This is a genomic window from Thermoplasmataceae archaeon (assembly GCA_038729425.1).
Lineage (GTDB): Archaea > Thermoplasmatota > Thermoplasmata > Thermoplasmatales > Thermoplasmataceae > B-DKE.
In genome coordinates, this window is record JAVYSB010000003.1 from 112191 (window position 1) to 135412 (window position 23222).

The 23222-nt window shown below is 43.9% G+C and carries 25 protein-coding genes; 9 read left to right on the top strand and 16 right to left on the bottom strand.

What is annotated here, in order from left to right:
• Positions 1–191 (bottom strand): hypothetical protein (locus tag QW597_03890; protein ID MEM0155727.1); only part of this gene is annotated, 191 nt, incomplete at its 3' end.
• A gap of 98 nt (positions 192–289) precedes the next feature.
• Here QW597_03890 and QW597_03895 point away from each other — a divergent pair.
• Both QW597_03895 and QW597_03900 read left to right on the top strand, forming a co-directional pair.
• Positions 290–715, top strand: coding sequence for a CBS domain-containing protein (locus QW597_03895; GenBank protein MEM0155728.1), 426 nt, complete (start codon positions 290–292; stop codon positions 713–715).
• Positions 716–725: 10 nt separating this feature from the next.
• Positions 726–2132, top strand: a complete 1407-nt coding sequence (locus QW597_03900; GenBank protein MEM0155729.1) for an MFS transporter — start codon at positions 726–728, stop codon at positions 2130–2132.
• A 19-nt stretch (positions 2133–2151) separates the two neighbouring features.
• On the opposite strand, the gene pth2 is transcribed toward QW597_03900, so the two are convergent.
• The 3 genes from pth2 to QW597_03915 are packed head-to-tail and all read right to left on the bottom strand — an operon-like array spanning position 2152 to position 3636.
• Positions 2152–2511, bottom strand: a complete 360-nt coding sequence (pth2, locus tag QW597_03905; protein ID MEM0155730.1) for a peptidyl-tRNA hydrolase Pth2 — start codon at positions 2509–2511, stop codon at positions 2152–2154.
• Positions 2505–3065 carry a CDP-2,3-bis-(O-geranylgeranyl)-sn-glycerol synthase gene (locus tag QW597_03910; protein MEM0155731.1) on the bottom strand — a complete coding sequence of 187 codons (561 nt, stop codon included), beginning with the start codon at positions 3063–3065 and terminating at the stop codon, positions 2505–2507. The genes pth2 and QW597_03910 overlap by 7 nt, the downstream gene beginning before the upstream one ends.
• A complete protein-coding gene (locus QW597_03915; GenBank protein MEM0155732.1) occupies positions 3058–3636 on the bottom strand; it encodes a CBS domain-containing protein in 579 nt (192 codons plus the stop codon). Before QW597_03915 ends, QW597_03910 begins: the two co-directional genes overlap by 8 nt.
• Before the next feature lie 163 nt (positions 3637–3799).
• On the opposite strand from QW597_03915, the gene QW597_03920 reads away from it, so the two are divergent.
• Both QW597_03920 and QW597_03925 read left to right on the top strand, forming a co-directional pair.
• Positions 3800–4549: a hypothetical protein gene (locus QW597_03920; protein MEM0155733.1), complete on the top strand. Its 750-nt coding sequence runs from the start codon at positions 3800–3802 to the stop codon at positions 4547–4549.
• A gap of 27 nt (positions 4550–4576) precedes the next feature.
• On the top strand, positions 4577–5554 hold the full coding sequence (locus QW597_03925) for a PhoU domain-containing protein (GenBank protein MEM0155734.1): 978 nt from the start codon (positions 4577–4579) through the stop codon (positions 5552–5554).
• On the opposite strand, the gene QW597_03930 is transcribed toward QW597_03925, so the two are convergent.
• A complete protein-coding gene (locus QW597_03930) occupies positions 5551–6366 on the bottom strand; it encodes an MBL fold metallo-hydrolase (protein MEM0155735.1) in 816 nt (271 codons plus the stop codon). The two genes, QW597_03925 and QW597_03930, sit on opposite strands and share 4 nt — an antisense overlap.
• A 115-nt stretch (positions 6367–6481) precedes the next feature.
• On the opposite strand from QW597_03930, the gene QW597_03935 reads away from it, so the two are divergent.
• Complete coding sequence (locus QW597_03935; protein MEM0155736.1) at positions 6482–7078, top strand: SHOCT domain-containing protein; 597 nt, start codon at positions 6482–6484, stop codon at positions 7076–7078.
• Positions 7079–7099: 21 nt separating this feature from the next.
• Positions 7100–7834, top strand: coding sequence for a hypothetical protein (locus QW597_03940; protein MEM0155737.1), 735 nt, complete (start codon positions 7100–7102; stop codon positions 7832–7834).
• Here QW597_03940 and QW597_03945 read toward each other — a convergent pair.
• Complete coding sequence (locus tag QW597_03945) at positions 7822–9717, bottom strand: AMP-binding protein (GenBank protein ID MEM0155738.1); 1896 nt, start codon at positions 9715–9717, stop codon at positions 7822–7824. The two genes, QW597_03940 and QW597_03945, sit on opposite strands and share 13 nt — an antisense overlap.
• A gap of 310 nt (positions 9718–10027) precedes the next feature.
• Here QW597_03945 and QW597_03950 point away from each other — a divergent pair, with 310 nt between their 5' ends.
• Positions 10028–10543 (top strand): hypothetical protein, encoded by a 516-nt coding sequence (locus QW597_03950; protein MEM0155739.1) that lies wholly within the window; start codon positions 10028–10030, stop codon positions 10541–10543.
• A gap of 3 nt (positions 10544–10546) precedes the next feature.
• On the opposite strand, the gene QW597_03955 is transcribed toward QW597_03950, so the two are convergent.
• Entirely contained in the window at positions 10547–11923 is a 1377-nt protein-coding gene (locus QW597_03955) for an acetyl ornithine aminotransferase family protein (GenBank protein MEM0155740.1), read from the bottom strand.
• 151 nt (positions 11924–12074) lie between these two features.
• Between QW597_03955 and QW597_03960 the strand changes: the two genes are divergently transcribed.
• Positions 12075–13058: a VIT1/CCC1 transporter family protein gene (locus QW597_03960; GenBank protein MEM0155741.1), complete on the top strand. Its 984-nt coding sequence runs from the start codon at positions 12075–12077 to the stop codon at positions 13056–13058.
• Positions 13059–13115: 57 nt separating this feature from the next.
• On the opposite strand, the gene QW597_03965 is transcribed toward QW597_03960, so the two are convergent.
• From QW597_03965 to QW597_03975, 3 genes are all read right to left on the bottom strand, one after another.
• Positions 13116–13370, bottom strand: coding sequence for a hypothetical protein (locus QW597_03965; protein MEM0155742.1), 255 nt, complete (start codon positions 13368–13370; stop codon positions 13116–13118).
• A 208-nt stretch (positions 13371–13578) separates the two neighbouring features.
• Positions 13579–14169: a cyclase family protein gene (locus QW597_03970; GenBank protein MEM0155743.1), complete on the bottom strand. Its 591-nt coding sequence runs from the start codon at positions 14167–14169 to the stop codon at positions 13579–13581.
• 23 nt (positions 14170–14192) lie between these two features.
• Positions 14193–14711, bottom strand: a complete 519-nt coding sequence (locus QW597_03975) for a ribonuclease VapC (GenBank protein ID MEM0155744.1) — start codon at positions 14709–14711, stop codon at positions 14193–14195.
• Between the two features lie 670 nt (positions 14712–15381).
• On the opposite strand from QW597_03975, the gene QW597_03980 reads away from it, so the two are divergent.
• Positions 15382–15702, top strand: coding sequence for a non-heme iron oxygenase ferredoxin subunit (locus QW597_03980; GenBank protein ID MEM0155745.1), 321 nt, complete (start codon positions 15382–15384; stop codon positions 15700–15702).
• Here QW597_03980 and QW597_03985 read toward each other — a convergent pair.
• The 6 genes from QW597_03985 to QW597_04010 all read right to left on the bottom strand — a co-directional run.
• Entirely contained in the window at positions 15699–17366 is a 1668-nt protein-coding gene (locus QW597_03985; GenBank protein MEM0155746.1) for an AMP-binding protein, read from the bottom strand. The genes QW597_03980 and QW597_03985 overlap by 4 nt on opposite strands.
• Before the next feature lie 23 nt (positions 17367–17389).
• The gene (locus QW597_03990; GenBank protein MEM0155747.1) at positions 17390–18790 is read right to left on the bottom strand and encodes an NAD(P)H-hydrate dehydratase; all 1401 of its coding nucleotides are present in this window, start codon (positions 18788–18790) and stop codon (positions 17390–17392) included.
• A gap of 48 nt (positions 18791–18838) precedes the next feature.
• Positions 18839–19516: an N-glycosylase/DNA lyase gene (locus tag QW597_03995; GenBank protein MEM0155748.1), complete on the bottom strand. Its 678-nt coding sequence runs from the start codon at positions 19514–19516 to the stop codon at positions 18839–18841.
• A gap of 93 nt (positions 19517–19609) precedes the next feature.
• Positions 19610–20224 carry a superoxide dismutase gene (locus QW597_04000; GenBank protein ID MEM0155749.1) on the bottom strand — a complete coding sequence of 205 codons (615 nt, stop codon included), beginning with the start codon at positions 20222–20224 and terminating at the stop codon, positions 19610–19612.
• 536 nt (positions 20225–20760) lie between these two features.
• Positions 20761–21540 carry an ATP/GTP-binding protein gene (locus QW597_04005; GenBank protein ID MEM0155750.1) on the bottom strand — a complete coding sequence of 260 codons (780 nt, stop codon included), beginning with the start codon at positions 21538–21540 and terminating at the stop codon, positions 20761–20763.
• A partial coding sequence (locus QW597_04010; protein ID MEM0155751.1) for a DNA polymerase II large subunit occupies positions 21537–23222 on the bottom strand: 1686 nt, incomplete at its 5' end. The genes QW597_04005 and QW597_04010, both read right to left, overlap by 4 nt.

Sequence of the window (23222 nt, forward strand, 5' to 3'; positions counted from 1 at the left end):
GTAAACTGAAAGAAGAGATGTATGCCATCTTCCGTTTCACGGCTTTTCTCTTCATTCTTAGCCGTCTTGAAACTATCCGTAGGTTCTCTTGTAAGATATGTGTCGAAGCCTGTTTCCTTTAGTTGTGCATTCAGCATTCTGGATATGGTCGTCTTTCCAGATCCATCAATCCCCTCTATAGCTACAAACAATCCCTATCATGGGGAGAACAGCAAATTATTAAAAAAAGGTTGCCAGATCAAGCATGTCTCTCTATCATATTCAAATACAGATATAGGATTACTTGCACATGGTACTGTATGCAAAGGACATCATGAAAAACTACACGAAGACCTTTCCACCCACGACACTGGCATTTGAAGGTGCAAAGGTTATGCAACAGGATCGCGTGGGTTTCATAGTGGTAGAAGACAAGGATGGCAAACCTGCCGGCATCGTTACTGAATGGGATTATATTAGCAAGATCGTTGCCGCAGAAAAGGACCCAAAAAAAGTCACCATTGGAGAAATCATGAACGTCGGCATTATCAGCGTGGAAGCTAACACCCCAACTGAAAAGGTCACTGTCATCATGGGTAAGCACCTAATCAGGAGAATACCGGTGTTTGAAAACGGAAAGATGATCGGAGTCATCACCTCTAGGGATATAATAAGAATTTTCAAGGACTACATGGACAGTATATCGGAGATAATTGCCAGATTTGGAAATTTCTGAACTATAATTCATGAAGTATGGAAACAGTGTAATACTGGCATCGAGTTTAGGATCGTTCCTTTCTGTAGTAAATTCCACCTCTCTCCTGATAGCCATACCAACCATAATGGTAGACCTAGATACTTCGTTCTTTATGGTTCTCTGGATTCTGATTTCATATTCCTTGACCTTAACCGTTTTTTCTCCCATATTTGGAAAATATTCTGACAGGATCGGGAGGAAGAAACTCTATAGTTCTGGCTATATTTTCTTTTTTGTTGGGTCCATAATAGCTGGTTCTAGCCCGAATTCTAACATCCTCGTAATATCCAGGGCTATACAGGGAGTTGGAGGAGCCCTCCTTTTCTCTAACAGCCTTGCCATAATAACGGACACTTTCAAGGCAATAGACCTGAAAAGAGCTATAGCGATTAATGCCGCGGTTATAGGGTTTGGTACGGCTGTTGGCCCAATAGTTGGCGGCCTGTTAACTGTCCTGAACTGGAGATCAATATTCTTCTTCAACGCCCCCATCGCTCTGATTGGTTACGTTGTATCCTGGCGATACCTTAAAGAGATTAGCAGGGAGCATGAATCCAGAAGATTCGACTATGGAGGTGCTGCTCTTTTTTCCGCCTTCATGGTACTGGTGATTGTTCCTGTTAGCATGGGCCCATTCATTGGCTGGACTGACCCGCCAATACCAATAATGCTGGTCCTTTCGGTTGTTTCCTTGCTGGTATTCGCCGTAATTGAAGGACGAACCGAAGATTCCATGATAAGCACAGAGCTGTTCCGCAATAGAATATTTTCTTATGCTGCTTTATCTACCCTTTTGAATTCAGTTTCCCGATATTCTCTCATATTCATACTTATTCTTTATCTGCAAGGACCAGCTGGCTTTTCTCCAATGATAACCGGTTTCCTAATGATCCCTTACGCTGGTTCAATGGGCGCAATGAGTTACTATTCCAGTTTACTTATGGATCACGCCAGCGGGAAATTACTTCAGGTTGCTGGGCTCCTCCTTGTTTCAGTTGGGGCTTTCCTTTTTACCTTCAGTATTTCAGTGTTCAATTATATCCCCATTGCCATTCTGATGATAGTCACTGGACTGGGCATAGGTATATTCTATACTCCGAACAATTCAGCTCTGATGCTTTCTGTCAGGCCTGGAAACAGAGGAGTGGCTGCTGCAATCAGAACACTTTTTCTCAATATGGGTTCAGTGATTGGGATGACGATGGTTTTTACTGTAGTGGCCAGCTTCGTTTCAATGCAAACGGTAGGAGACATTTTCCTGGGAACCTTGATCACGGGTATCCGTGTCCCTACATCCGCGTTCACCGAGGGTCTGGTTATCGCCTTTGTTGTATCTGGGCTATTCAGCCTCATCGCCGTTCCCCTGATCGTGAAAAAAGCAAGGCAGTCCTCCTGAACAGATCATATTGTTGCTGCTAAAGAAGCGGGAATTCGCCGGTTATCTCATCAAGCCTGTCACTTTCAAATGGGCCAATGCCAAGGCAGGTGACCGTACCAGGAGGGACCTGGGTCAGACCTGCATCGATTATAATTGAGTTGGTGATCCCCAATTTGTCTGCGCGTTCTTTGAGCATATAGATCGTGTCGAGATCATTGACTCTTATGACAACTTTCTTCTGCCCGAACCTTGTCCATTCCTTGAAGCGTTTTTTGTCGTGCTTCTCAGCCTGCAGAGCACAGGAAACAGCAGCGTGGGCCACCTGCGCTGCCATTTTACCTTTTCCTAAATCAATGTCTTTCCTGTAGGCTATCACCATTTTAACTTCACTTACCATGGAACGTCCTTCATGTGCATTCTGTAGGCAATAATATTAATTCCTCTATGCAGCGGAGGAGTCAGGATAATTACTGTCAAAGCTCCGACGATGTTGCCGTAGTAAGCCATGAAAAAGCCACGGCTAAAAATAAAGAGAAAAAGCAGTGCCATGAGCACAAAAGGCAACTGGTCTAGCAGAGATGCGTTCTGGCCTCTCTTGATATTTAACCTTCTCTTAGTGAAAGACCCAAAAAGATCTCCGGCAAGAGAACCAATGGACATGAAAATCATTGGAAATATAGCAGATAAGAGCGATGGTGCAAAATTTCCGAACCCGGGGAACAAATAGTGTATTATAATGTAGAGGATAATACCAAGAATAACGCCTCCGAGAATCCCTCCGAGAAACCCGCTCCAGCTTTTGCCGTCTCCGAGTATCCTCCTCCCGTCCACGAAATTCTTTCCCCCATCCATTATCCAATGACCACCAAAAATAACAGCGCCCGGGTTAGCCGCATATGCGGGAATAAAGAATATGATTGACTGCAAGATTTCGATGGGAATACTAGGCATACTCTTCTACCGCCTTCAAAATATCGGCTTTTGTAACAATCCCTTTCAACTCGCCGCCATCTATGATAAGAACAGCGCTGGAGAATTTAAGCATTGGATATATCATAGAAACTGGACTTGACTTGTCTACTTGTGGAAGTATACTTCCCATTACTTTCTTTACAAGCAGGTTTTTTAAAGATTCAATGGAAGATCCCTTAATGAGCATGTCATTCACGTCCGATTCAGTAATAGTGCCAACTGTCTTCCCGTCATGCGTGATCACCGGCAGCTGGGAGTAGCCCTTCTGCCTCATTATGTTAAGAGCGGAGATGATAGAATCGGTGGGGAAACAGGTGACTGGATTCTTCGTCATTATGTTCTCGACAGTGAGGTCTATATTCCTGGCCCTCTGTCCTGAACGGTTCAAGTAGTCGAAAATCTTCCTTACCTTGTCATAGGCAGGGTTTATGCTACCTTTTTCCAGTCTTGCTATGTAAGATTGGCTCACACCGCTGACTCTTGCAAGTTCTTTCTGGCTTATCCCAAGGTTTTTCCTCATTTTCCTCAGATCATCGATTGATGGTAGCATCGATGGGTAATATTTTCTACATAAATAATATTACTGTTAATCATTAATATGTAATCGAGGTTTTCAGTTAAGCTAAAAACGTGAGAATAGGCAGTGTCATCCTAAAGATTACGATTGTCTAGAGTTAGCAAATTCTATATAGAGAGGTACCGTTACCATCCCATTGTCTGCATTCGGTGAATTTGTAATAAAAAACAATCGTGTCATGGCACCGGTTATCTCGATTCTAGTCTCAGTGGTACTGGTTTTTGGATCACTTTTTGTCTCTTCCATCCTCGTGCTGTTTGTACCCATAGCAACTTTCATCGTTATGCACTACAGTAAGCTCTATCGTATCTGGCCCACCAGAATACTTGGGAGCTTGGTTATTTTCTTGGTTGTTTCTGTATCCGCGGGCGCTATTTTTGCAAATGCGACTTTTGGACTAAGCCAGGCTCCCGTCGCAGACACAACATCGATTGGCACTATAACCACCTATGTAACTCCCTTCGCGGGCGTCAGTCCGTCCCACAACTTCACCATGGTTTATGATACTAGCTCTAGCGTAGATGTAAACCTGCTGAATCCAATGATCAATATAACAGATGGAAGCACCAGAACCGTCATTCTTAAAAACCAGATTAATGTCTATAGCAGTATGGCAGGTTCAACCCACGAATATATGTTCTCGTATATAGATACCAGTCTGACTCAGGGCATCTATACCTATAACTTCTCCCTCAACAATACGCTGTATATTTCCAATGGACAAGGACCATTATACACGAATCAATTTAGATATTTCGAGGCAATAACGCCAGAATATGTGATCAGTTATATGGTCATCTTTGAAATCGTCTTTCTCATTGGAGTATTTCTAGGGAGAAGTATAGCGAACAGCAAAAGATTTGACCCCAAGAAAAATGATAAATAATATATATAGAATTCCACTTTGTTATATATGAATTCTACCATAAGGAAAATTCAACTGACTGGCGGCTCAACCTATATCGTATCACTACCCTCTGCGTGGATTAAAGATAATCGTTTGTCGAAAGGCAGCGAGGTTCGTATAGAGTATCTTAATGGCGACATTATAGTTTCCTCGAACGGTTCAGCGAAAAAGGAAAATACCAAGATGCTCAGGATTACCGGAAAAGTGGATCTTACCGCGCTTGATCGAACGCTCACATCTCTATATATAGCTAATTTTGACACTATTATAGTCAAAAACACAGGACATATGGAGCCCACACTCCGGGATGAAATAAGGCGCTTTTCAAAGCTCGTGATGGGTGTCGAGATTTTCGAAGAATCCTCAGATACGATAGTTCTGCAAAATGTCCTTGATTCTTCTTCGTTCCCAATTCCCAACGCCATAAGAAGAATGTCCCTTAACGTGACAATGATGATAGCTGATGTCATTGAGGCAATAAAGCGAAAAGACGAGGATCTTTTCAGAAATATAATAGACAGAGACGATGATGTTGACAGATACCAGTGGTATATATATCGCGAAGTCAGAAAAAATGGCAGTGATCGAGATTTCGCCATATTCTACCTCATCGTGTCAAGAATTCTTGAAAGGATCGCGGATCATGCGGTCAACATATGCAAATTGTGGTTGGAAAACAGAAGCGAACACGCTGTGAACGCCATGGGTATTCTGGACGCACTGGAATCTTCGTTCAAGCTGTACCAGGAGTCCATGGAAGCTTTCTATTCGAGAAACTATGCCGTTCTGAACACAATCATTGGAAAAAAGACAGAGATTTTGAACCTCAAGAGAGAAAAGCTCAACTCTTTCAAATCCGAGGAAAATGTTGCCTTTCTCGCGACTTCTGTTGAAGAAGTTTCAAGGATCGGGCAGTATGCCACAGACATAGCGGAACTTGCAATGGATATGATTCTTTCTGACAAGATCGAGATCACGATCTAAAGATCGATCTTCTCTATCCTCATATTTGTGGTATCACCTGCGAGATAGGCTGCCTTTGTTTCCAAGTCATGGTTAAAGATGCAGACCGCATGATCCCTTATAGCTTTGCTGATGAGCTTCTTCTTCCAATAAAAAGTCTCCACAGGATAATTGTCTATTGCCGTTATATAAGGAAGACGAAGGTGAAAAGCTGATGGTATAAGGTCCCCGAAATATATCAATTCCTCAGAACCCGATCTGTATACTATGACCTGATGACCGCGGGTATGCCCACCGGTTTTAATTACGGAAAGCCCATCCTTGATTTTGATCGATCCCTCTACTGCCCTGATCCTCTGCTTTCCGCTTCTCTTTGGGTACCCCCTGTAATTATTCTTTGTAAGTTCATTGGGATGTCTCATCCCGCTTAACTCTTCCCTTTGCGCCACTATTGTAGCGTTTGGGAATTCAGGGAAACCGGACTCGCTGAATGAATGTCCCATATGATCAAAATGGAGATGGGAGTGGACCACAAAATTCAGGTTCTTAGGCTCAACAGACTCAGATACCTGTTCCAAGAAATTGGCCGATTCCTCTACCTCGAATATTTTCCTGAATTTTTCATCCTGCATCTTTCCTATGCCGGAATCTATCATAGCACTGTATGATCGGTTAGTTATCAGCGGGATATTCAGCGCCAATTTGACCCTTGAATTCTGGTTCGCGGTCGTGAACCGAGACCAGATCGGCTTGGGAACTATTCCGAAAATGGCTCCTGTATCCAGCGTAAAGTATCCATCTGATAAAATCCTGACTTCGGATAGCAGAGACATAGGTATGCATCACCGTTTTATTGAAAAACGTAGTGGTCATATTCAGTATACACATGAATCTGCACTGTGACTTGTGGGAAATACTTATATATAGTTAAATCAGTTAAGCGATTGGATGGACGTAGAAAGACAGGGAAACATTGCAATTGGCATTGGAGTCGCCATAGTGCTGATGTTTTTCCTAGGCCTGTACAATCTTCTCTTTGCCATACTGGCCGGTATACTGGCCGGTCTTGCCTCGAGAGGATCTGCCAGGGGTACTATTGGAGCCTTTGTAGGATCAGCAATAATCTCGTTTCTGGTGGTCTTCTTGTCTCTTTACGAATTCACACTGACCAAGGATATTTTTGCCAATTATCTTGGAAGCGGTATTTTTGTTGGCCAGTTTACGGCTTTGCTTTCCTACTACAATGGAATGCCTATTGTTCATGCATCAGTATCAGCCTTGGCGAACCAAATAATACCTGCAACAGCCGGCGGTTTCATCGGCGGAGCACTCATTAGCAAACGATATTTAACCAGTGAGAGAACGGCTTCTGAAGCAGCCCCTGCCAAGCCTGTACCATCAAAACCTGCCCCTGCTCCTTCCAAAACAGAGCCCAACAACTCAGATATTGACAAGCAATTACAGAGGCTGAAGAAGATGCATGAGTCAGGCACAATTTCGGACGAGGAATATGAAAACCTCAAAAAAAGATTCACCAGCCATTAAATTCCAAAAAGATGATAATCTATGGTAAAGCTCTTTGGTTCAAAGAACAATAAGAAAAACAGACTCAGGGAAGAAGTAAGGACAAAGATAGAAGTAATCACGATAGGTGATACCCCGCCAATCGTTGAAGCAAGAAAGTTGATAGGAGAAAACAAGACCAGAGATGCCGTAATAGGCGCTTTCAATGCGGTTAAGGCCGACTACATCAGGTTTTTCGGGTTAAAAAACAACGGAAAAGAAACTGCAAGGAGATTCCTTGTAAGGTCATTCAAGGATCTGGGTGTTGAAGTCCCTGAAGAAGCCATGCTTGACAGTGTTGTTTTTCTTGACTTTGTAAAGACTCCCCCACAGAACCTTCCAAAGGATTATGATAACAGATATACTGTCTTGAAGAAAATCACGGCTCTGTGCCTCAATTACTATGAAAGAGCTAAATTTGCAGATCCAAATTTCGTTGACGATGGGAAGGTCCTGGACAAACTAGAGGACATATACACTTATATGGACATAACAAAACTTTACTTTCCATATGGAAAAGTTGCAGCAAGGGTTGAAACCGAAGGACAGGAACAGCCTGTTGAGTCAGCCCTTATCGATAAATCATCTCCGTCACCAGCAGAAGGCTTGGAAGCCGACGAGGACATGATAAATGAAATGTTTAAATCGGGAATAATCAACGAGGATGAATACAATAACCTGCTGTCAAAGGTAAGCAACAGGGAACCAAAAACCGACGAAAACAGTCAGTCCTCGTGAGCAATTTTCCTCATTTTGTTCCCCTTTTCTGAAACGTCCCTAATTATGGCCTGATCCTCCAGGTTGCTGGTATCTCCACTACTCTCCCCAATGAAGGCTTTCTTTAGTATTCTACGCATTATCTTACCGTTTCTTGTCTTCGGAAGTTTATACAGATGAACAATATACTTCGGAGAAAACGACTTTCCTAGCCCATCTTCAATGTTTTTCCTTATCAATAACCTAGTCTCATCGCTATCGATTCCCTGGTAAAAAATGCATATGGATTCTCCCTTTATCTCATCCGGTATTCCAGCAGCGGCGCATTCTATAACTCCATGAGCCCTCATCGCGATGTTCTCTATTTCATTTGGTCCGACCCTCTTTCCTGAAACCTTAATCACTTCGTCCGATCGTCCGTAGAGATAGAAATACCCCTCCCTATCCATCTCTGCCCAGTCTCCTTGCGACCATGAATCCCCAAATTTGTCCCAGTATGCTTCCTTGTATTTTTCTGGATCTTTCCAGATCCCCCTTGTCATTGATGGGGAATGTTTTTTTGAGACCAAGAAACCCACCTCATTATATATTTCCAGACCGGCTTCGTTAAATACGGATACATTCATCCCGAGTCCCCGGTAAAGACATCTTGGCTTCAGGGGAATTGCTGGCGTTGAGGCGAGAAAGCATCCTATGATGTCCGTTCCTCCAGACACATTTGAAATTGGGGTCCTGGCCTTACCAATTCGATCAAATAGCCACATCCAGGATTCCTCATCCCAAGGCTCCCCAGTTGAACCGAACACCCTAATTCCTGTCATCGGCGTCTTTATGCCCTGATGCTTCAAAAGTCTAACATACGTTGGTGAAAGCCCCAGAAGAGTTATTCCGTTTTTCTCGACGAGTGACCATACCCTTGTTATGTCGGGATAGTCTACTGCACCATCATAAAGAAATATCGTTCCTCCAAGTGCATTGGATCCAATTATGGCCCAGGGGCCCATCATCCAGCCTAGGTCAGTGATCCAGAAGAGCCTGTCACCTGCCTTGAAGTCCATATAGTACTTGACCTCCTTCACTATGTTTATGAGGCTCCCCCCATGCACATGCACAGTTCCCTTGGGCTTACCGGTTGTGCCGGATGTGTACAGCATAATGGCAGGATCTTCGCTTTCTGTGTCAACACTCTTGATGTATTCGCCTGATGAAATGAGATCGTAGAAATCGTATTCATTCCTCGACTCTCCCTTAAGGTTCAGCACTATGAGTGTCAGGTTATCAATCGTTCTGACTTTCTCTATAATGTTGATCTCCTTTCCCTTTCTGGTGGTAGTAGAAACAGTGAAAAGAACCTTTATCCCTGCATCTTCAACCCTGGATTTCACAGCTTCAGTACCATATCCTGAGAACATCGGGACCGCTATTGCCCCCATTCTCATTATGGCATAAAGAGAAATTACACTCTCCTTTATGAGAGGCATGTAGATACCGACCCTGTCTCCCCCGTGGACCCCAATCTTCTTCAATGAGCCTGCAAGTTTTCCGGTCATGTCGTTAAGCTGTGAAAAGGAAATAGTCCCGCTTTCTCCCAGTTCAGTTTCATATGCAATAGCCGCGTTCTCGCTTTGCCAGTATTTTTCCACGCAATTTCTAGTGATATTTATGCCACCGCCAGGAAACCATCTTGTCCACATTTTTCCCATGGAGTCGTCAGTGACCCTGATGTATGGGCGTGTGAACTCAATATTACAATCGTCAATAACTGCTTTCCAGAACCACTCTGGATCGTTATCCGCCCTGTCGTAAAGTTCCTTGATGCTGGTGATATTGTGCTTCGCAGCCAGTTTCATCAAGTTTGTGTTCCTTACGGTTTCCTCGTCCGGGTTGTAAACGTACTCGCTCATCAGTAGCGCCTATGTAATAAAATGCTATTATTCTTTTCTTTTCCGCAATAATTATCAGTACCGTTTGATAGAAAAAAATGTTACACTTGCTTTCAGCTTTTTCCTTTAAACCAGCGTCCCAAACTTCTCACTTTTTCAGTTACCCCCGATAGCTTCTCAGTTCTTAACAAATCCAGTCTCTGGTGCTTGATAAAACAGCCCCCTTATAAAGCGTTTGTTTTCAAGTGAATTGTGTTTCGCCGGCAATCAGGGAGAATAGCATTTCTTCGGAAATTTTAAAATACAATTCCATGGATATCCGTGTGGTAATTTGAACGGAAGTATATATGAAAGAGAGCTGGCAACACTATTAGCTGGAAATCCAACGTACATCCATAAATTGTACCGGAGCTCTGGTGAAGAGTCGATCTCCATAATGCAGACTCTCGAGAACAGGCCGTTTTATGTTACACGAGCAGCTGGATCGCTCGGTGCGGATCTTATAGCCCTCAGGAATGACCTGTCCATGGTCATTGAGGTGAAGTCATCAGTGAAGCCCGTACTGATGTTTACCGAAGCCTCTGGCCAGCGCCAGGAGCAGGCTGAAAGATTGCAGGAAAAATGCTCAAGATCTGGATTGTTCATCACATATGCGTTCCGTCTCAAGAATCACCATGGTGACCCATGGAGACTATTTTCAATACCAGGTGACCCAAAAGGTAATCTGAGATTTATCTATGGAATATTACCGAAAGTTCAAAAAACAAGAGAAGGGAATTTCGCCCTTCACTGGGAAGAAGGAATACCCCTCACAAAATTTGTGGAATATATAAATCAAAAAATATAGGGATTACAGAGATTGCTTTATTGACTTCTCTAGGGCTTCTATTCCCATTTCAATCTGAATTTTGTTCACGTTAAGAGCAGGGATAAGTCTCATTGCACTAACACCAGTAGAGAGAAGGAGCAGTCCGTTCCTGTAACTTGCCAGTTCCACCTTGTCCCTGAGCTTAGTATCGGGTTCCTTGGTCCTCTGATCCTTGACGAAGTCAATGGCTAGCATCAGACCGAGACCCCTTACATCACCTATTTGCGGATACTTGTCTTTGAGATCCAGAAGTCTCTTCTTCATGTATTCCCCCTGTATCTTTGCGTTTTCAACGGCTCTCTCCTTCTGCATCGCTTCTACAGTGGCTATGCATGATACCGATGCCAGGATATTACCGCCGAAGGTATTAGAATGCAATCCCTGCTGGGGGAAATCCAGATCGGCCCTCACGACAGAAGCTCCCATTGGTATACCGGATGCTATGGCTTTTGCAAGAGATATGATATCTGGTTCAACCCCGAAATGCTCAGAGGCAAACATCTTACCTGTTCGACCGAATCCGGATTGAACTTCATCCATTATTATTAGTATTCCATGCTCATCTGCCAATTTTTTCAGTTTCTTGTGAAAATTCATTGGTGGAACAATGTAACCGCCTTCCCCCTGAATAGGCTCCACAAGGAATGCAGCGATGTCTTCAGGCGGAAACTGCATCTTGAAAATGTACGTTTCAATGAAATCCAGAACCCTGTTGGTTAGTTCGTCAGGACTCTCATAACCATCAATTCCGAATGGGTTCCTGTATGGGTTTGGAAATGGCACGTGCGTAACACCAGCCATCCATGGGAAAAGACCCTTGTGTTGTGTGGACTTTGAGGCCGTGAAAGCAAGCGCTCCCTGAGTTCTTCCGTGAAACCCACCGATAAACGCGATAAATTGCTGCTTTCCTCTGTGGATCTTGGCAAGTTTGAGGGATGCCTCATTTGCCTCTGCTCCGCTGTTGGAAAAGAATACTTTCTTGTCGAATTTACCAGGGGTTATTTCTGTGAGCAATTTTGCTGCATCTACCTGTTCCCGGTAATAGTAGTCCGTGCCAGCAAAATGCCACATCTTGTATAGCTGCTGGGCAACCTTCTCCGTGATATACGGATGAACATGACCCATGTTCGTTACACTGATTCCGCTGGCAAAGTCCAGGAATACATTACCGTCTACATCCTCTACAAAAAGTCCACTGCCTCTCTTTCCCACGACCGGAAGTGATTTAGTGCTGGTTACAAGATATTTTGAGTCTAACTCGATGATCTTTCTCGCCTCCGGGCCCGGAAGCTCAGTTTTTATTGAGATTCTGGTCATTTTTTCCGATACGTTTTTTCCAGATTCTGTTAATGTGTCCATGGTTGTTTATCTTATGCATTAATATATTTTTAACTGAATGAAAAACGCATTAGATATACGAATATCGTAATGATAAAGCTGACCTTACATTTTTGTGATTCGCCAGGGTAAGGTATTTAATGGATATGATCTTACACGACAGGAGAGAAAAATGGATTCTGCCGACCGGAAAATGAGGGTCAATTTCCTTCGGGATGAACTGAGCGATATGGTGTTCTATACAAGACTTGCAAGGACAATAAAGGATCCGCAGTTCAGCGACAGCCTTCTCCGGTTATCGGAAATAGAGAGAAAACATGCTGAATTCTGGAAATCATCCCTAGAGGATAAGGGAGTATCTGCTAAAAATATTGGTCCAAGGAATTTAAAGATTGTGTTCATGCTTCTCCTCAGGTGGTTCGTAGGAAGTAACTTAGCCATAAAGTTGGTAGAATATGGGGAAGCAGGATCCATATTAAGATACACAGAATATATGAACGGCACAAAGGAAACTCCTGAGTTCAAAGAAAAACTCGACAGGATAATCGAAGATGAGATTGAACATGAAGAAACATTCAGGAACCAGCTAGTTGAGATTGATCAAAAGCTTGAGTGGAACCGGAATGTCATATACAGCATGAGTGATGGATTGGTCGAGGTTCTTGCTGCCCTCGCTGGATTATCTGTCGTCATAACGGATCACATCTACGTGGCCATCAGCGGTGTCGTAGTTGGGCTTGGGGGCGCTATGAGCATGACGCTGGGTGCCTACCTTTCAAAGAAAAATGAAGTGGACTATAGCGTTACCCAACTGAAGAAAAACCACAACGGAAACGGCGGAGCAGGTACCGCGGAAACCAAGAAGATCAACATGGGAACCACGGAAACCATCAGAATTACGGCCCTGACGTACGTCATAGGAGCTGCAATTCCAATATTGCCCTTTGTTTTCCTGTCCGGGATGACGCCACTAATTATTGCTATACTTCTTGTTGGTGTAGTTCAGGGGGCTACCAATGCCATAGCCGCGATCTCGGTGAATAACAGAGCTCTGTATTCCGCAATTCGAGCGGCATTACTGTCTCTTCTGATCGCTGCAGGGACATTTGCTGTGGGCGAGTTGTTCCATCTGGTGTTTGGGATATCATTCGCATAGTGATGCCAAAAATGGCAGTGAATGATGAATGTACTGCCAAACTCCATCTTTAGAGCCTTAAGATGAACTTGATCGAAGGTGTTCACTGAGCGGGAAGGTGTAAGCGAAAAACCCTAAAATAAAGAATACTGCCATCATAAGGGAGAATACCGAGTTCCCCCCGCCGAAAAGGAACGCCAGCCCTGAAATTGCGGCCAGTACGACGAACGCAAACCCCGCCGAAGTCGTGACAACTGTCCCTCTGTGACCTGTACGGAGTGCAAGGAATACCAGTAGAACTCCAATAACTAATACTAGAACCCAAAAGAACATATGCCCAAGGGCAGGGCTACCTTGTCTGGCTTTCCAGAAAAGATAGCTTGAGGGGATTTGGCAGATTGGTATATAGATTAACTATCATGCCCAGGATGAATTATACCAGTAGCAGCGTGAACTGAACCATTATGAGCACTGGGAACATGGTAGCTTTTTCTGACTATCTGTCATAGTTAGATGATAATAATTCCAGATTAAACCTTTTCTAGAGGAGAATAGCCCTGCAAGGAGCACCATCTTCTCCCATACTGAGCGGGAGACAAATGAAATCGTATTTTCCAGGGGTCACATTTTTCAAGTAGAGCCCCTCCACGATTATGATTTCGTTCTTCATCAGTATCTTGTGGGTCACAGGTTCGCTGGATCCAAATTTTTCCACTGAAAGATAGTCAATTCCCACCAGATTTATTCTCTTTGAAGAAAGTTTTGTGGCTGCTTCTCTTGATAGGTAGGTGAAATCTTCATGAAATGAATCGTACAGATCGGAATTCTTGGTTTTGAACAGCACAACCTTTGTAATATCATCCGGGATGTCATCGGGTTCTATGCGATCCCCCTTGACCTGAATTACAGTTGCTTTTCCCATGAATTTGTTAAGATCGATTTCGTTTGCCTTCTTGCCGTCTGGGAGCATATGAAAAGGGGCGTCAAAGTGAGTTCCAGAATGTGTTTCCATTATGAGTCTCATTATGTGAACATGATCTTTCTCATGGGTGTAATACTCGTACTCCTCGTAAGGCGCATCGCCAGGATAAGTCAACATCCCTCTTTTGAGGGGCAGGCTGATGTCAATCATAAATATCTATGCTGGCATCGTACTTATTTCTTGCCGGCCTTTCTAATGGAGATCCGTCCCACGCTGTGCCCACATACTTCGCAGTTTTCTCTGTGAGATTTATAAGTCTTTCCGCAACCGGTGCATTTGAAGATCCATCTAACCCTTCTGCTAATGGGTTTCAGGTCGGAACCCTGGTATGGGATGTTAAGGGACCCTGCTACATTCTGGATCGCATAATCGTCGGTTATAATTCCACATTTCAGTTCATAGGCAGCTGCAAGCACAGCTATGTCCGTTTCACTGAGGACAGCAATGTCTCCGGTTGTTGCAGCTTCCTCGGTTACATATTTTCTGGAACTTTCACTGGCGTCATAAACCATTATTTCCGTAGAGATCGTGTCAATATGTGATCCAAGCTTCCCTCTTCGGATTTCTGTCAGAACCTGTGAAGGGAAAACAAGCCTCCTGTCCAGGAGGTTGAGCCTGCGTGACAATATCCCAGATGTGTCAACAACAAACCTCGTTTCTTCGTAAACGCCTGTGGGCTTTGTTTCTGACATTATAAGATTGTATCCTTGGGCTTCAGTACCTGAACGCAAATAAATTTAAGGTGCAGGGTCCCCTGTCGCGACTTGTGTTACCCGATCAACAGAGTGGGCGGGGTTTTGGGGAGCATACTAACAATGTGTGCAAGGCTAAGAGAAGGCTGTTACCACCCTCTCTTTCATTTTGGTTTGCATCTAGATCCAACAAGTCCTAAGCGAACCCAAGTGAAATTACGGCATCCCTTTACCATTGCTAAATTGAAATTCTAACCAGTGAGTTATAACGGACGGTAGATGATACACAATAAATCCCAGCCTGCATTCTGAACTCTTCCAAACTGTGCACTCACTCATTTTTATAGATTTCATCGTGGTTGTTTAGGCATATAGTATTGTGTATATACTGAATGTTTCACAGATTGGGAATACTTTGGTTCTTCCAACTATGGAACTCGGTCTTTCAACATTGAAGATGAAGAGACATGGCATTGATCAAAGCGCACAATGACCACGTTTACTTGGAATTTGTGGCTGGTGAAAACTCGCGAGTATCCATATAATATGCGTTTTGCATCTGATGTTTAACCTGTCATGAAGCCTGTCTTTCTGTATATTCAGACATGGGAGGTTGAATACAACATAACTTGCTGGAAACGTTAAATATACTCGGGCGAGTCAAAGTATCATGCCAAAGCTCATGAAGATAGCCAATAAGAATGACGTACCTGATGGTGAAGTCAAAGGATTTTCTCTCCAGGGAATCTCTATACTTATTGCCAACATCGGTGGGATATTCTACGCCATGGACTCCGTATGTCCCCATGCCCACGCTCCACTTGAGGATGGTGACATTAATGGAACCCACATAAGATGCCCCTGGCATGGATCAGAATTTGACCTTGAAACTGGCGCATGCACCAGTGGGCCCGCTGTTTTGAATCAAAGGGTATACAATGTAAGAATTGAGGAGGGTGCGATAAATATTGAGGTTGATCACCGATCCTAGGTCTTGCCTTTTGCCTGTTCTATAAGTATTCTCTTGATGATCTTTCCCGTCATACTCTTGGGCAGCTCACTCCTGAACTCGTAAAATAGCGGTCTCTGGTATTCCGCAAGATTTCCACTTAGATATTTTTTCAATCCCTTCAAGCAGGAGTCGGTACCGTCTTTGGATACAATGAATGCCTTAATCGCCTCTCCCCTGTTACCATCATTTATGCCTATAACTGCAGATTCCTTAACTTCTGGGTAACTGTTTATGACGGCTTCTATTTCGACTGGAAAAACCGGGATTGCGTTTGAAACTATCATATCTCTCATCTTCTCAACGATGGTATAAGATCCTTCAACATCACTAACCACATTGTCCCCAGTGTGGAACCACTCGCCGGAAAAGCGGTCCCGCTCACCAACTATGGTGAACAGATACTTTGTCGGAACCTGTGGTCCCTTCACCAGTAATTCGCCTTTGTCACCGAGTTTTATGTCCTCACTGGTCGTCTGGTCTACAATTCTGCATTTTGTCTCCTTGAAAGGTATCCCGATTATGGATGCGGACCTCTTGGTGTCGTCGATCCACCTATAATGAGTAACTCCCGTTGTTTCAGAAAAGCCATAAACCTGAAGTAGCTTCCCCTTCATTGTGTCAACAATGGTAGAGGAAAGATCCTCAGTCATGTTATCTGTGCCGTTTACATAAATTAGAATTCGCTTCAGATCCTTTCTGCAAGCCTGGTCAGACAAAAGTTTTGAATATACCCAAGGATGGGCTACTAGTATATCCACACCAATCTTTCTGCACATTTTTGAAACTGTTCTAGAGTCCCGGTTATCAAAGAACATCGTGCAAGCTCTTCCTGTTAGCATAGAAAGAAGGAATCCGAAAATATACCCATACGGAATCGAGAACGGGCTGATGCAAGCCACCACAGATTTTTTCCCCGTTATGGAAAATACTTCTGACACCTGTTTTAGAGCCCCCAGTATATTTGCATGCGTAAGAGAAACCGCCTGAAGACCGGGCAATTGTACTCCAGTGAGTTGGATAATCGCGACGTCCCTGCCCGGGTCTATAATACACCTTTCTCCAGAACCATTAAAAATGAAATCTGAGAATGGGTAAACGTTTCCGCCCCATTTTACCTGCCCCCACGTAGTGTCGAAATACGTTATACGCGTTGCCTTACCAAATGGCATAAAGTCCTGTACCCTTGTTACCATCACAAACATCCTGCTGTTTAGGGAGTTCCTCAGCAGGACATATCCTTTGGAATCCGTGATGATTCCTTTTACCTCGAGTATTTCCAGTTTCCTCACGAAATCGGCAGCATTCTGGCCAGTGTTAAGCGGAACGACCACCGCACCAATTTTTAAAATGGCAAAGAAAGAGACTATGAACTGCGGTGAGTTCGGCAGAGACACTGCGATCCTGTCACCTTTCTGTATCTTGAACTTTGAAGAAAGTTCGGCAGCAAGGGAATCAACTGCAGAAATTACCTGAAAGTATGTTATCCTTCTACCGTAATATATTATCGCCGGGAACGATGCCCTAGATGGGATATTTTCAGATAAAATGTCGTACACATCCCTTTTTATTACCCGAGGAGAACTAAGCGGTATATCAGAAGATTCATCGACCGTTTCTCTCTCTGAATCCGGGATTTCAAGCACATGCATTGATTCTTTCTACTGTATTAATCTTTTTTCGACAAAAAGAGTTCGTTCATTGTCACGGGAATTATTGAGGCGAGATGGTTTATGTTATACCAAAGCCCATACTGAGAGTGTGCTACTTCTGAGGCTTGCTTCATTATGTAACAGCCCATGACCGATGCCCTGAAAGGATTTACTCCCTTAGAACAGAATCCTCCTATGACCCCCGCCAGCAGGTCTCCTGTGCCTCCCATCGTCATACGTGGATTTCCTCCCTGAACTACTATGGTGCGGCCTGGCGATGCAACGATATCTTCTTTGCCCTTGAGAACAACAACCATGTTGTTATCCACTGCGTATTTTACAGCATTCTCCTCAGTAGGATCCTTTCCAGTAAGGATACGAAATTCGTTCTTATTTGGCGTTATCACTAGATTCTGCCGTCCCGTAAATGAAGATTTAGCAAGGAGCTTTACTGCATCTGCATCCAACACAAGGGGAATATGTTTCAGTTCAAGTGCCAATTCAAGAACCCTTCCAGCCATCTCGCTGAGACCATTTCCAGATCCAGCAAGTATAGCAGTATTCTTCGATATCTGGCTGACAAGGTCATCCTGATCTTCTCCTATTATCCTAACAATGTATCCTGGATCATAAGACCCTATTATCTGGTAGTTCTGTGAAGAAGTAAATATCCTGACCAAGTCCACCCCGACACCATTTGCGCCTTCTGCGGCTATTACTGCCGAACCGTAGAATTCAAGCCCGCCCAGTATGGCGAGTGTACCATTCATTCCCTTGTGCGAATCAGGTTTTGGAAAAATGTAATAGATGAGGTCACCAGGTCCGGCGTACCTGAATACATCTGCAGGTATTCCTATATCAGCTACCTCAATTTTTCCGCTGTTTTTTGAGTTCATTCCATCTTTTGGCTGGCTGAATGTCACTGTGTATGTCGGTTTCACCGCCAGGTCACTCCCTATCCCGGAAGGAACATCAACAGATACAATGACCTTTCCGCTTGAATTAATCTTCCGAATGGCGACATCGTAGGGATACTTTGGAGTTCCTGCTATTCCAGTCCCAAGGAGGGCATCAATTACAATGTCGCTCTCACGGAGAACCTCGTCCAGGTTGGCCATGCTGACAATCTTCCCCTTAAATGATCTCATTGCCCTTCTAGCCTGCTTTGAAATGGTAGCAGATTTACCCTCAACCGCAATTGCCGTTACGTCATTATTCTGTGAAAGGCCTGTGGCTGCAACAAAACCATCTCCACCGTTGTTGCCCTTTCCGCACACCACTAAAATTTTCCTGTTCGTGCCGTATGTTCTGGTTACGAACTGCGATACCGCTGTTCCGGCGTTTTTCATCAGGGTGAACAGATCTCCATAGAGATGTTCATAATTTATGTCAGCTCTCCTGAACTCCGAAGCTTCCATGGATATAGCATGGTTTAGATGTTCAAAAAGAATCTTACGACTTATGGTTCATTTAATGATTTTACCTGTTGCAATTCTCCACATGTAAAGATCGAGAATACCTGGCTCCATACCCATGCTTCTGGCAATATCCACTACAAGTTTCTCCGTATCCAAGTATCTTTGCCTACTGCCAACCTTAACGCTGATGCCGGGGTATTCAGCCCGCAGCATCTTCAATATGTGTTTGTCAAGTATGGCGAAATCATAAATTCCAATGTTTCTGAGGAAATGGGAAGCCTCCTTGTATCCAATGCCCTTAATATTTTGTACAAGGTAATCCCTAACATAGAGCCTGTCCGGATTGGCAATGAGATCTTTTATCTGATCTATGATCTCCCTTGCCTCCACTATATATCTGCTTCTGAGGTTATAAAATCTGTACTTCACGCCCTTGAGCCTATTCCTGAGATCCTCCTGGCTGTAATTCATAAAGCCGTCCAGACCAATTGCTTTCTGTGTTGCGACCCCCATTTCTGCGGACGTATTGGCGGTAAGTATACAGAAACACAACTCACCGAATATGAATTCCTTTGACGACTTTCCCGCTTCGCGGAATTCCATTGATCGTTGATTTATGAGTTCAGCATCAGGCGATGCCATGAGTTTCCTAACCATACCCGATATGCTTGTAGATCGCGGGAGATCCATCTTTGTGTCCCCTACGGCAGTCTGTCTTTCTAGCATTACAACCCACTCAGGCACTACGTGATATTTTCACATCAAAATTGTACTAGTTGTTTCCCATACTTGAGGAAACAACATATTACTGGTTAAAAATTATTTAAAGATATCGTAGATCTTCTTGGCTTTTTCGTATCTTTTGGACACTGCATGCCAGTTGACATTCTTCATGAATGCATCAAGGTAAGGAGCTCTCTTTGGTCCGTAGTCTGTGTAGTAAGCATGCTCATAGACGTCAAGAGCCATCAGTACGATCGCATTCCAGATACCGTTGGTGTTATGTACGTCCGCACCTATGTTTCTAAGCTTTCCCGTGTTTAGATCATACACAAGAAGGGACCATCCCCTGAAGCCCACGCCAGTCGCTTTAAAGTCTTCTACCCACTTCTCATAGCTTCCGAAATCCCTTTCAAGGTGCTTCTTGAGATCCTCCGGGATGTTCCCGTGATCCTTAGACAGGTTATCGAAATATAGTTCGTGCAATAGTGAACCGTCAAAATTGAATGTTTCCTCAAGCTTCAGTTCTCTGAATTCACTATAATTCTGGTTTGCCTTTGATCTGTCTGCTGTGGAGAGTTTCTCCCACACTTCATTAAGTTTGTTAACATATCCCTTGTAGTGCGTTTCAAAGTGGTATTCAATCTGCTGGTCAGAAATCCCGTCAAGTCCCTTTGGCTTGAATTTATCCTTTGCTTCCCATTTTTCAGCCATTTTGTCACCTGTTTATCATACTAACGTACCATAAATATTATTCGTTTCTGATGTGTGGCAGAAATCGAGAGGCCTGCTATTTTTCTGATTTTCTATATACAAATGACAGAATATAATAAGTACGAGGTAGTAATTGGCTAAATTCGTTTATTCCGGCTGGAGGAGATATCAAAATTATCCAAGCAAATGAAGCCATTTCTTTCACCGGGTGAGGCCAGGATCCTGGTCTCTCTTGTCTTGCAGAGCCAGTCCTCGAATTCCTCGTCATCAGATGTTCTTGTCCTTGTAATTTCACGGGCGCAGTCAGAGCAGTACATTCCCGAAAAAATAAGTCCGCCACAGATTATACAGTGTCGATTAGAATGCACATTAACTTCATCGAATCGGTATTAAAACATTTTTGTTAAGCGTCCTCGGCTCATGTTAATTTTATATACAGAACAACAGGCATATTATAAAGAGTGTTACAAAGTCAGACGGTGTTTGTTTTTTTAACAGACACAGAATATTTTTCATGATCGGCCCTTATTTAAAGGTCAGTCATCGCGGTAGAGGGTGTCAGCATCTTCTCCGCCTGTAAAAAATACGGACATTTCGGAGTAAATATCCTCGAATCCGAGAAGGTCGCGGGAAGACACTGGGAAGATTTTTGTTATCATGTCGCTAGACTTGAAGGCCTCCAGTATACCAGAGAAGTAGTCTCTGACCATCTCCTGCTTCTCCTCCATAAATGCTTCCTGAAGAACGTCGGGAGACTCCTCCCACCGTGAGATCCGTTCCATGGTTTCCTTGTCTACAAGGTCTGACTTGTTCATCACAAGTATCATGGGCTTGTAAAATCTTGACATGACGGAACCGTAAAGCATCTTCTGCGAAATATAACCGGAAGGACTCGAGGAAACGACAGAATCTGCTATGAATGCCAGCATCCCCTTGCCCATGGAGAGCCTGTCCACAAGCATGGTGCTGCCCTGCCTGAATGTGAAAAGTTCCATCTGTCCGGGGGTGTCAAATATGACGTAATAGTCCTGCAATTCCTTTAGCTGGGATTCGATCTTGTCTATATTCTCAAGGAGAAGATCGGCTGCGACAATCTGTGCCCCGTTGGGGCCAAGGGAGTACTGGCTCATTATGTCCTGGAGAGAGATGTATTCCCTCACGTCAATCTCAGCATTGTATGGCATGTATTCCGCCCCGGGATCGAGATTCACGGTTACGACGTCATATCCTTGCTGAATGAGCCATTCCTTAAATGACCCACAAAATGTTGATTTTCCGGTTCCGGCCGGCCCAGTAACAAATAGTGATCCGATCATTCTTCTTCGTCCTCCTCGAATTTTTCGAGCCCCCTGACCGTATTCTCTCCTTTTCCGAAGGTGCTCTCAATGTTGTCCACCATGTTCAATATCCTCATGTTAAGATAATCCGGAAGGTGAAAGTTCTTAGATATCTTAACAGTCTCATCCAGATATTTTACAATATTTCCCCTATGTATTGTGAGTATGAGGTTATTGCTCTTGCACTTCTGACACTTCCCCGAAAGAGGTACTCTTCTGTATTTTGCATTACATTTGGTGCACCTGAATTCCTGGGTGAAAAAGCCTCTGAAATTTCCAAATATATCAGGGAGAAAATGAGATGTCAGGACCCTTGCCGCGACATCATCGGCATCAACAGCCCTTATTAACTTTGCAAGTTCCAGCTGCCTCTCTATCTTGTCCTCCATTGTTCCAATAGTCTTGTAAGACGAAACCAATACGCCATCATTTATGCTTGCTGTATCAAAAGTGAAAGAGGAATTTCGGTAAGTCCCGGTCTCCTCAATTCTAACCTTCACCGTTTCCATGATCTTTTCTATCTTGGATGGAATTTCCCGTCTCTCCGTGGCTCTATAGAATTCAAGTGGATACATGGACAGCGTGTCCACATTCATCGCTTCCTTATCTACTTCATCTGGGTTCAACCGAACCGTGAGCACGAGGGGGGCGTCCATTAAACCTCCACGCGTCGATGGCAGATATTCCCTCGAGAAGTTTATGAACCCATCCATAAGGAGCATAATGCTGTCCTCATCACCATCACAGTTTCTTCTCTTTGCGGCATGGAAGAAGGGATGTGCATAACAGCCACTGGCATCAGTGAATCCTATGATCCTGCCAACTATGCCACCTGACGTATGTGGAGCCAAGCCTATTACCAGCTGGCCAATGAGGTCTCCTTCACTTCTGCACATATAGAAAGGCTCCACCTTGTAATAATTTATCAGGAGATCGTCAATGTATCTGGTTACCTTGAGCAGATAAGAAGCCGCATCACGGGGAATAATGATGTCCTGAGGAAAAATCTCGTTGAGATCCGTATCTTCGTATCCCAGATCGATGAGCCTATCTGAGGATATTGAAATCTCTGATCTTCTGAAGTGCGTCAACGGAATGTCCGTCATATCATACCTGCATGTCCCGTCTTTGTTCGTTGTAACACTGTTAAGGTATCTCAGTATGCCTTTCTCCATAGGTTCACATACCTTCCGAGATGACATCAGTTTCTTAACTCCCTTAAGATCGTGGATCCTTGCCAGGTCTGTCCCCGTCTGAATCATTGCACTGTCCACGATCTTCTGTATATTGACCTTGAGTTTCTTCGTGCTTCCTGGAATAGTGTGCGATCCACATTGCTCGCATACTGGTAACGGTGTCTCGTTGTTGCAGTTCGGGCATCGCCTAGCAAATATTTCAACCTCATAACCTTGAGCTGCCACATTGTTTGCCGTTACTATTGATCTTCTGTTCTGGCCGTAATTCTCGATTGGAAATAGGACATGGACCTTGGGTTTCATCTGTCTCTCGCCGGCCTTTTCTGGACGACCAAGCCGGGCCCCAACACGGGTTGGAGATCGCGGCTTAATTTCGAATCCCGCAAGGTAGTTTACCGCCGCCATGGTAGAAATCTCACCATGGTATTCCCTTAACTTGATAATGTTCCCGTTCGAAATATCGAA

Bases quoted from the DNA above. Each gene is read 5' to 3' on its own strand.
- QW597_03925 (MEM0155734.1), top strand. From the start codon at position 4,577: ATGAATTCTACCATAAGGAAAATTCAACTGACTGGCGGCTCAACCTAT.
- QW597_04005 (MEM0155750.1), bottom strand. From the start codon at position 21,540: ATGATCGGATCACTATTTGTTACTGGGCCGGCCGGAACCGGAAAATCA.
- QW597_03915 (MEM0155732.1), bottom strand. From the start codon at position 3,636: ATGCTACCATCAATCGATGATCTGAGGAAAATGAGGAAAAACCTTGGG.
- QW597_04000 (MEM0155749.1), bottom strand. From the start codon at position 20,224: ATGGCTGAAAAATGGGAAGCAAAGGATAAATTCAAGCCAAAGGGACTT.
- QW597_03945 (MEM0155738.1), bottom strand. From the start codon at position 9,717: ATGAGCGAGTACGTTTACAACCCGGACGAGGAAACCGTAAGGAACACA.
- QW597_03930 (MEM0155735.1), bottom strand. From the start codon at position 6,366: ATGTCTCTGCTATCCGAAGTCAGGATTTTATCAGATGGATACTTTACG.
- QW597_03955 (MEM0155740.1), bottom strand. From the start codon at position 11,923: ATGGACACATTAACAGAATCTGGAAAAAACGTATCGGAAAAAATGACC.
- QW597_03990 (MEM0155747.1), bottom strand. From the start codon at position 18,790: ATGGAAGCTTCGGAGTTCAGGAGAGCTGACATAAATTATGAACATCTC.
- QW597_03895 (MEM0155728.1), top strand. From the start codon at position 290: ATGGTACTGTATGCAAAGGACATCATGAAAAACTACACGAAGACCTTT.
- QW597_03910 (MEM0155731.1), bottom strand. From the start codon at position 3,065: ATGCCTAGTATTCCCATCGAAATCTTGCAGTCAATCATATTCTTTATT.
- QW597_03965 (MEM0155742.1), bottom strand. From the start codon at position 13,370: ATGTTCTTTTGGGTTCTAGTATTAGTTATTGGAGTTCTACTGGTATTC.
- QW597_03900 (MEM0155729.1), top strand. From the start codon at position 726: ATGAAGTATGGAAACAGTGTAATACTGGCATCGAGTTTAGGATCGTTC.
- pth2 (MEM0155730.1), bottom strand. From the start codon at position 2,511: ATGGTAAGTGAAGTTAAAATGGTGATAGCCTACAGGAAAGACATTGAT.
- QW597_03970 (MEM0155743.1), bottom strand. From the start codon at position 14,169: ATGATTGACATCAGCCTGCCCCTCAAAAGAGGGATGTTGACTTATCCT.
- QW597_03980 (MEM0155745.1), top strand. From the start codon at position 15,382: ATGCCAAAGCTCATGAAGATAGCCAATAAGAATGACGTACCTGATGGT.
- QW597_03960 (MEM0155741.1), top strand. From the start codon at position 12,075: ATGGATTCTGCCGACCGGAAAATGAGGGTCAATTTCCTTCGGGATGAA.
- QW597_03975 (MEM0155744.1), bottom strand. From the start codon at position 14,711: ATGTCAGAAACAAAGCCCACAGGCGTTTACGAAGAAACGAGGTTTGTT.
- QW597_03935 (MEM0155736.1), top strand. From the start codon at position 6,482: ATGGACGTAGAAAGACAGGGAAACATTGCAATTGGCATTGGAGTCGCC.
- QW597_03940 (MEM0155737.1), top strand. From the start codon at position 7,100: ATGGTAAAGCTCTTTGGTTCAAAGAACAATAAGAAAAACAGACTCAGG.
- QW597_03995 (MEM0155748.1), bottom strand. From the start codon at position 19,516: ATGCTAGAAAGACAGACTGCCGTAGGGGACACAAAGATGGATCTCCCG.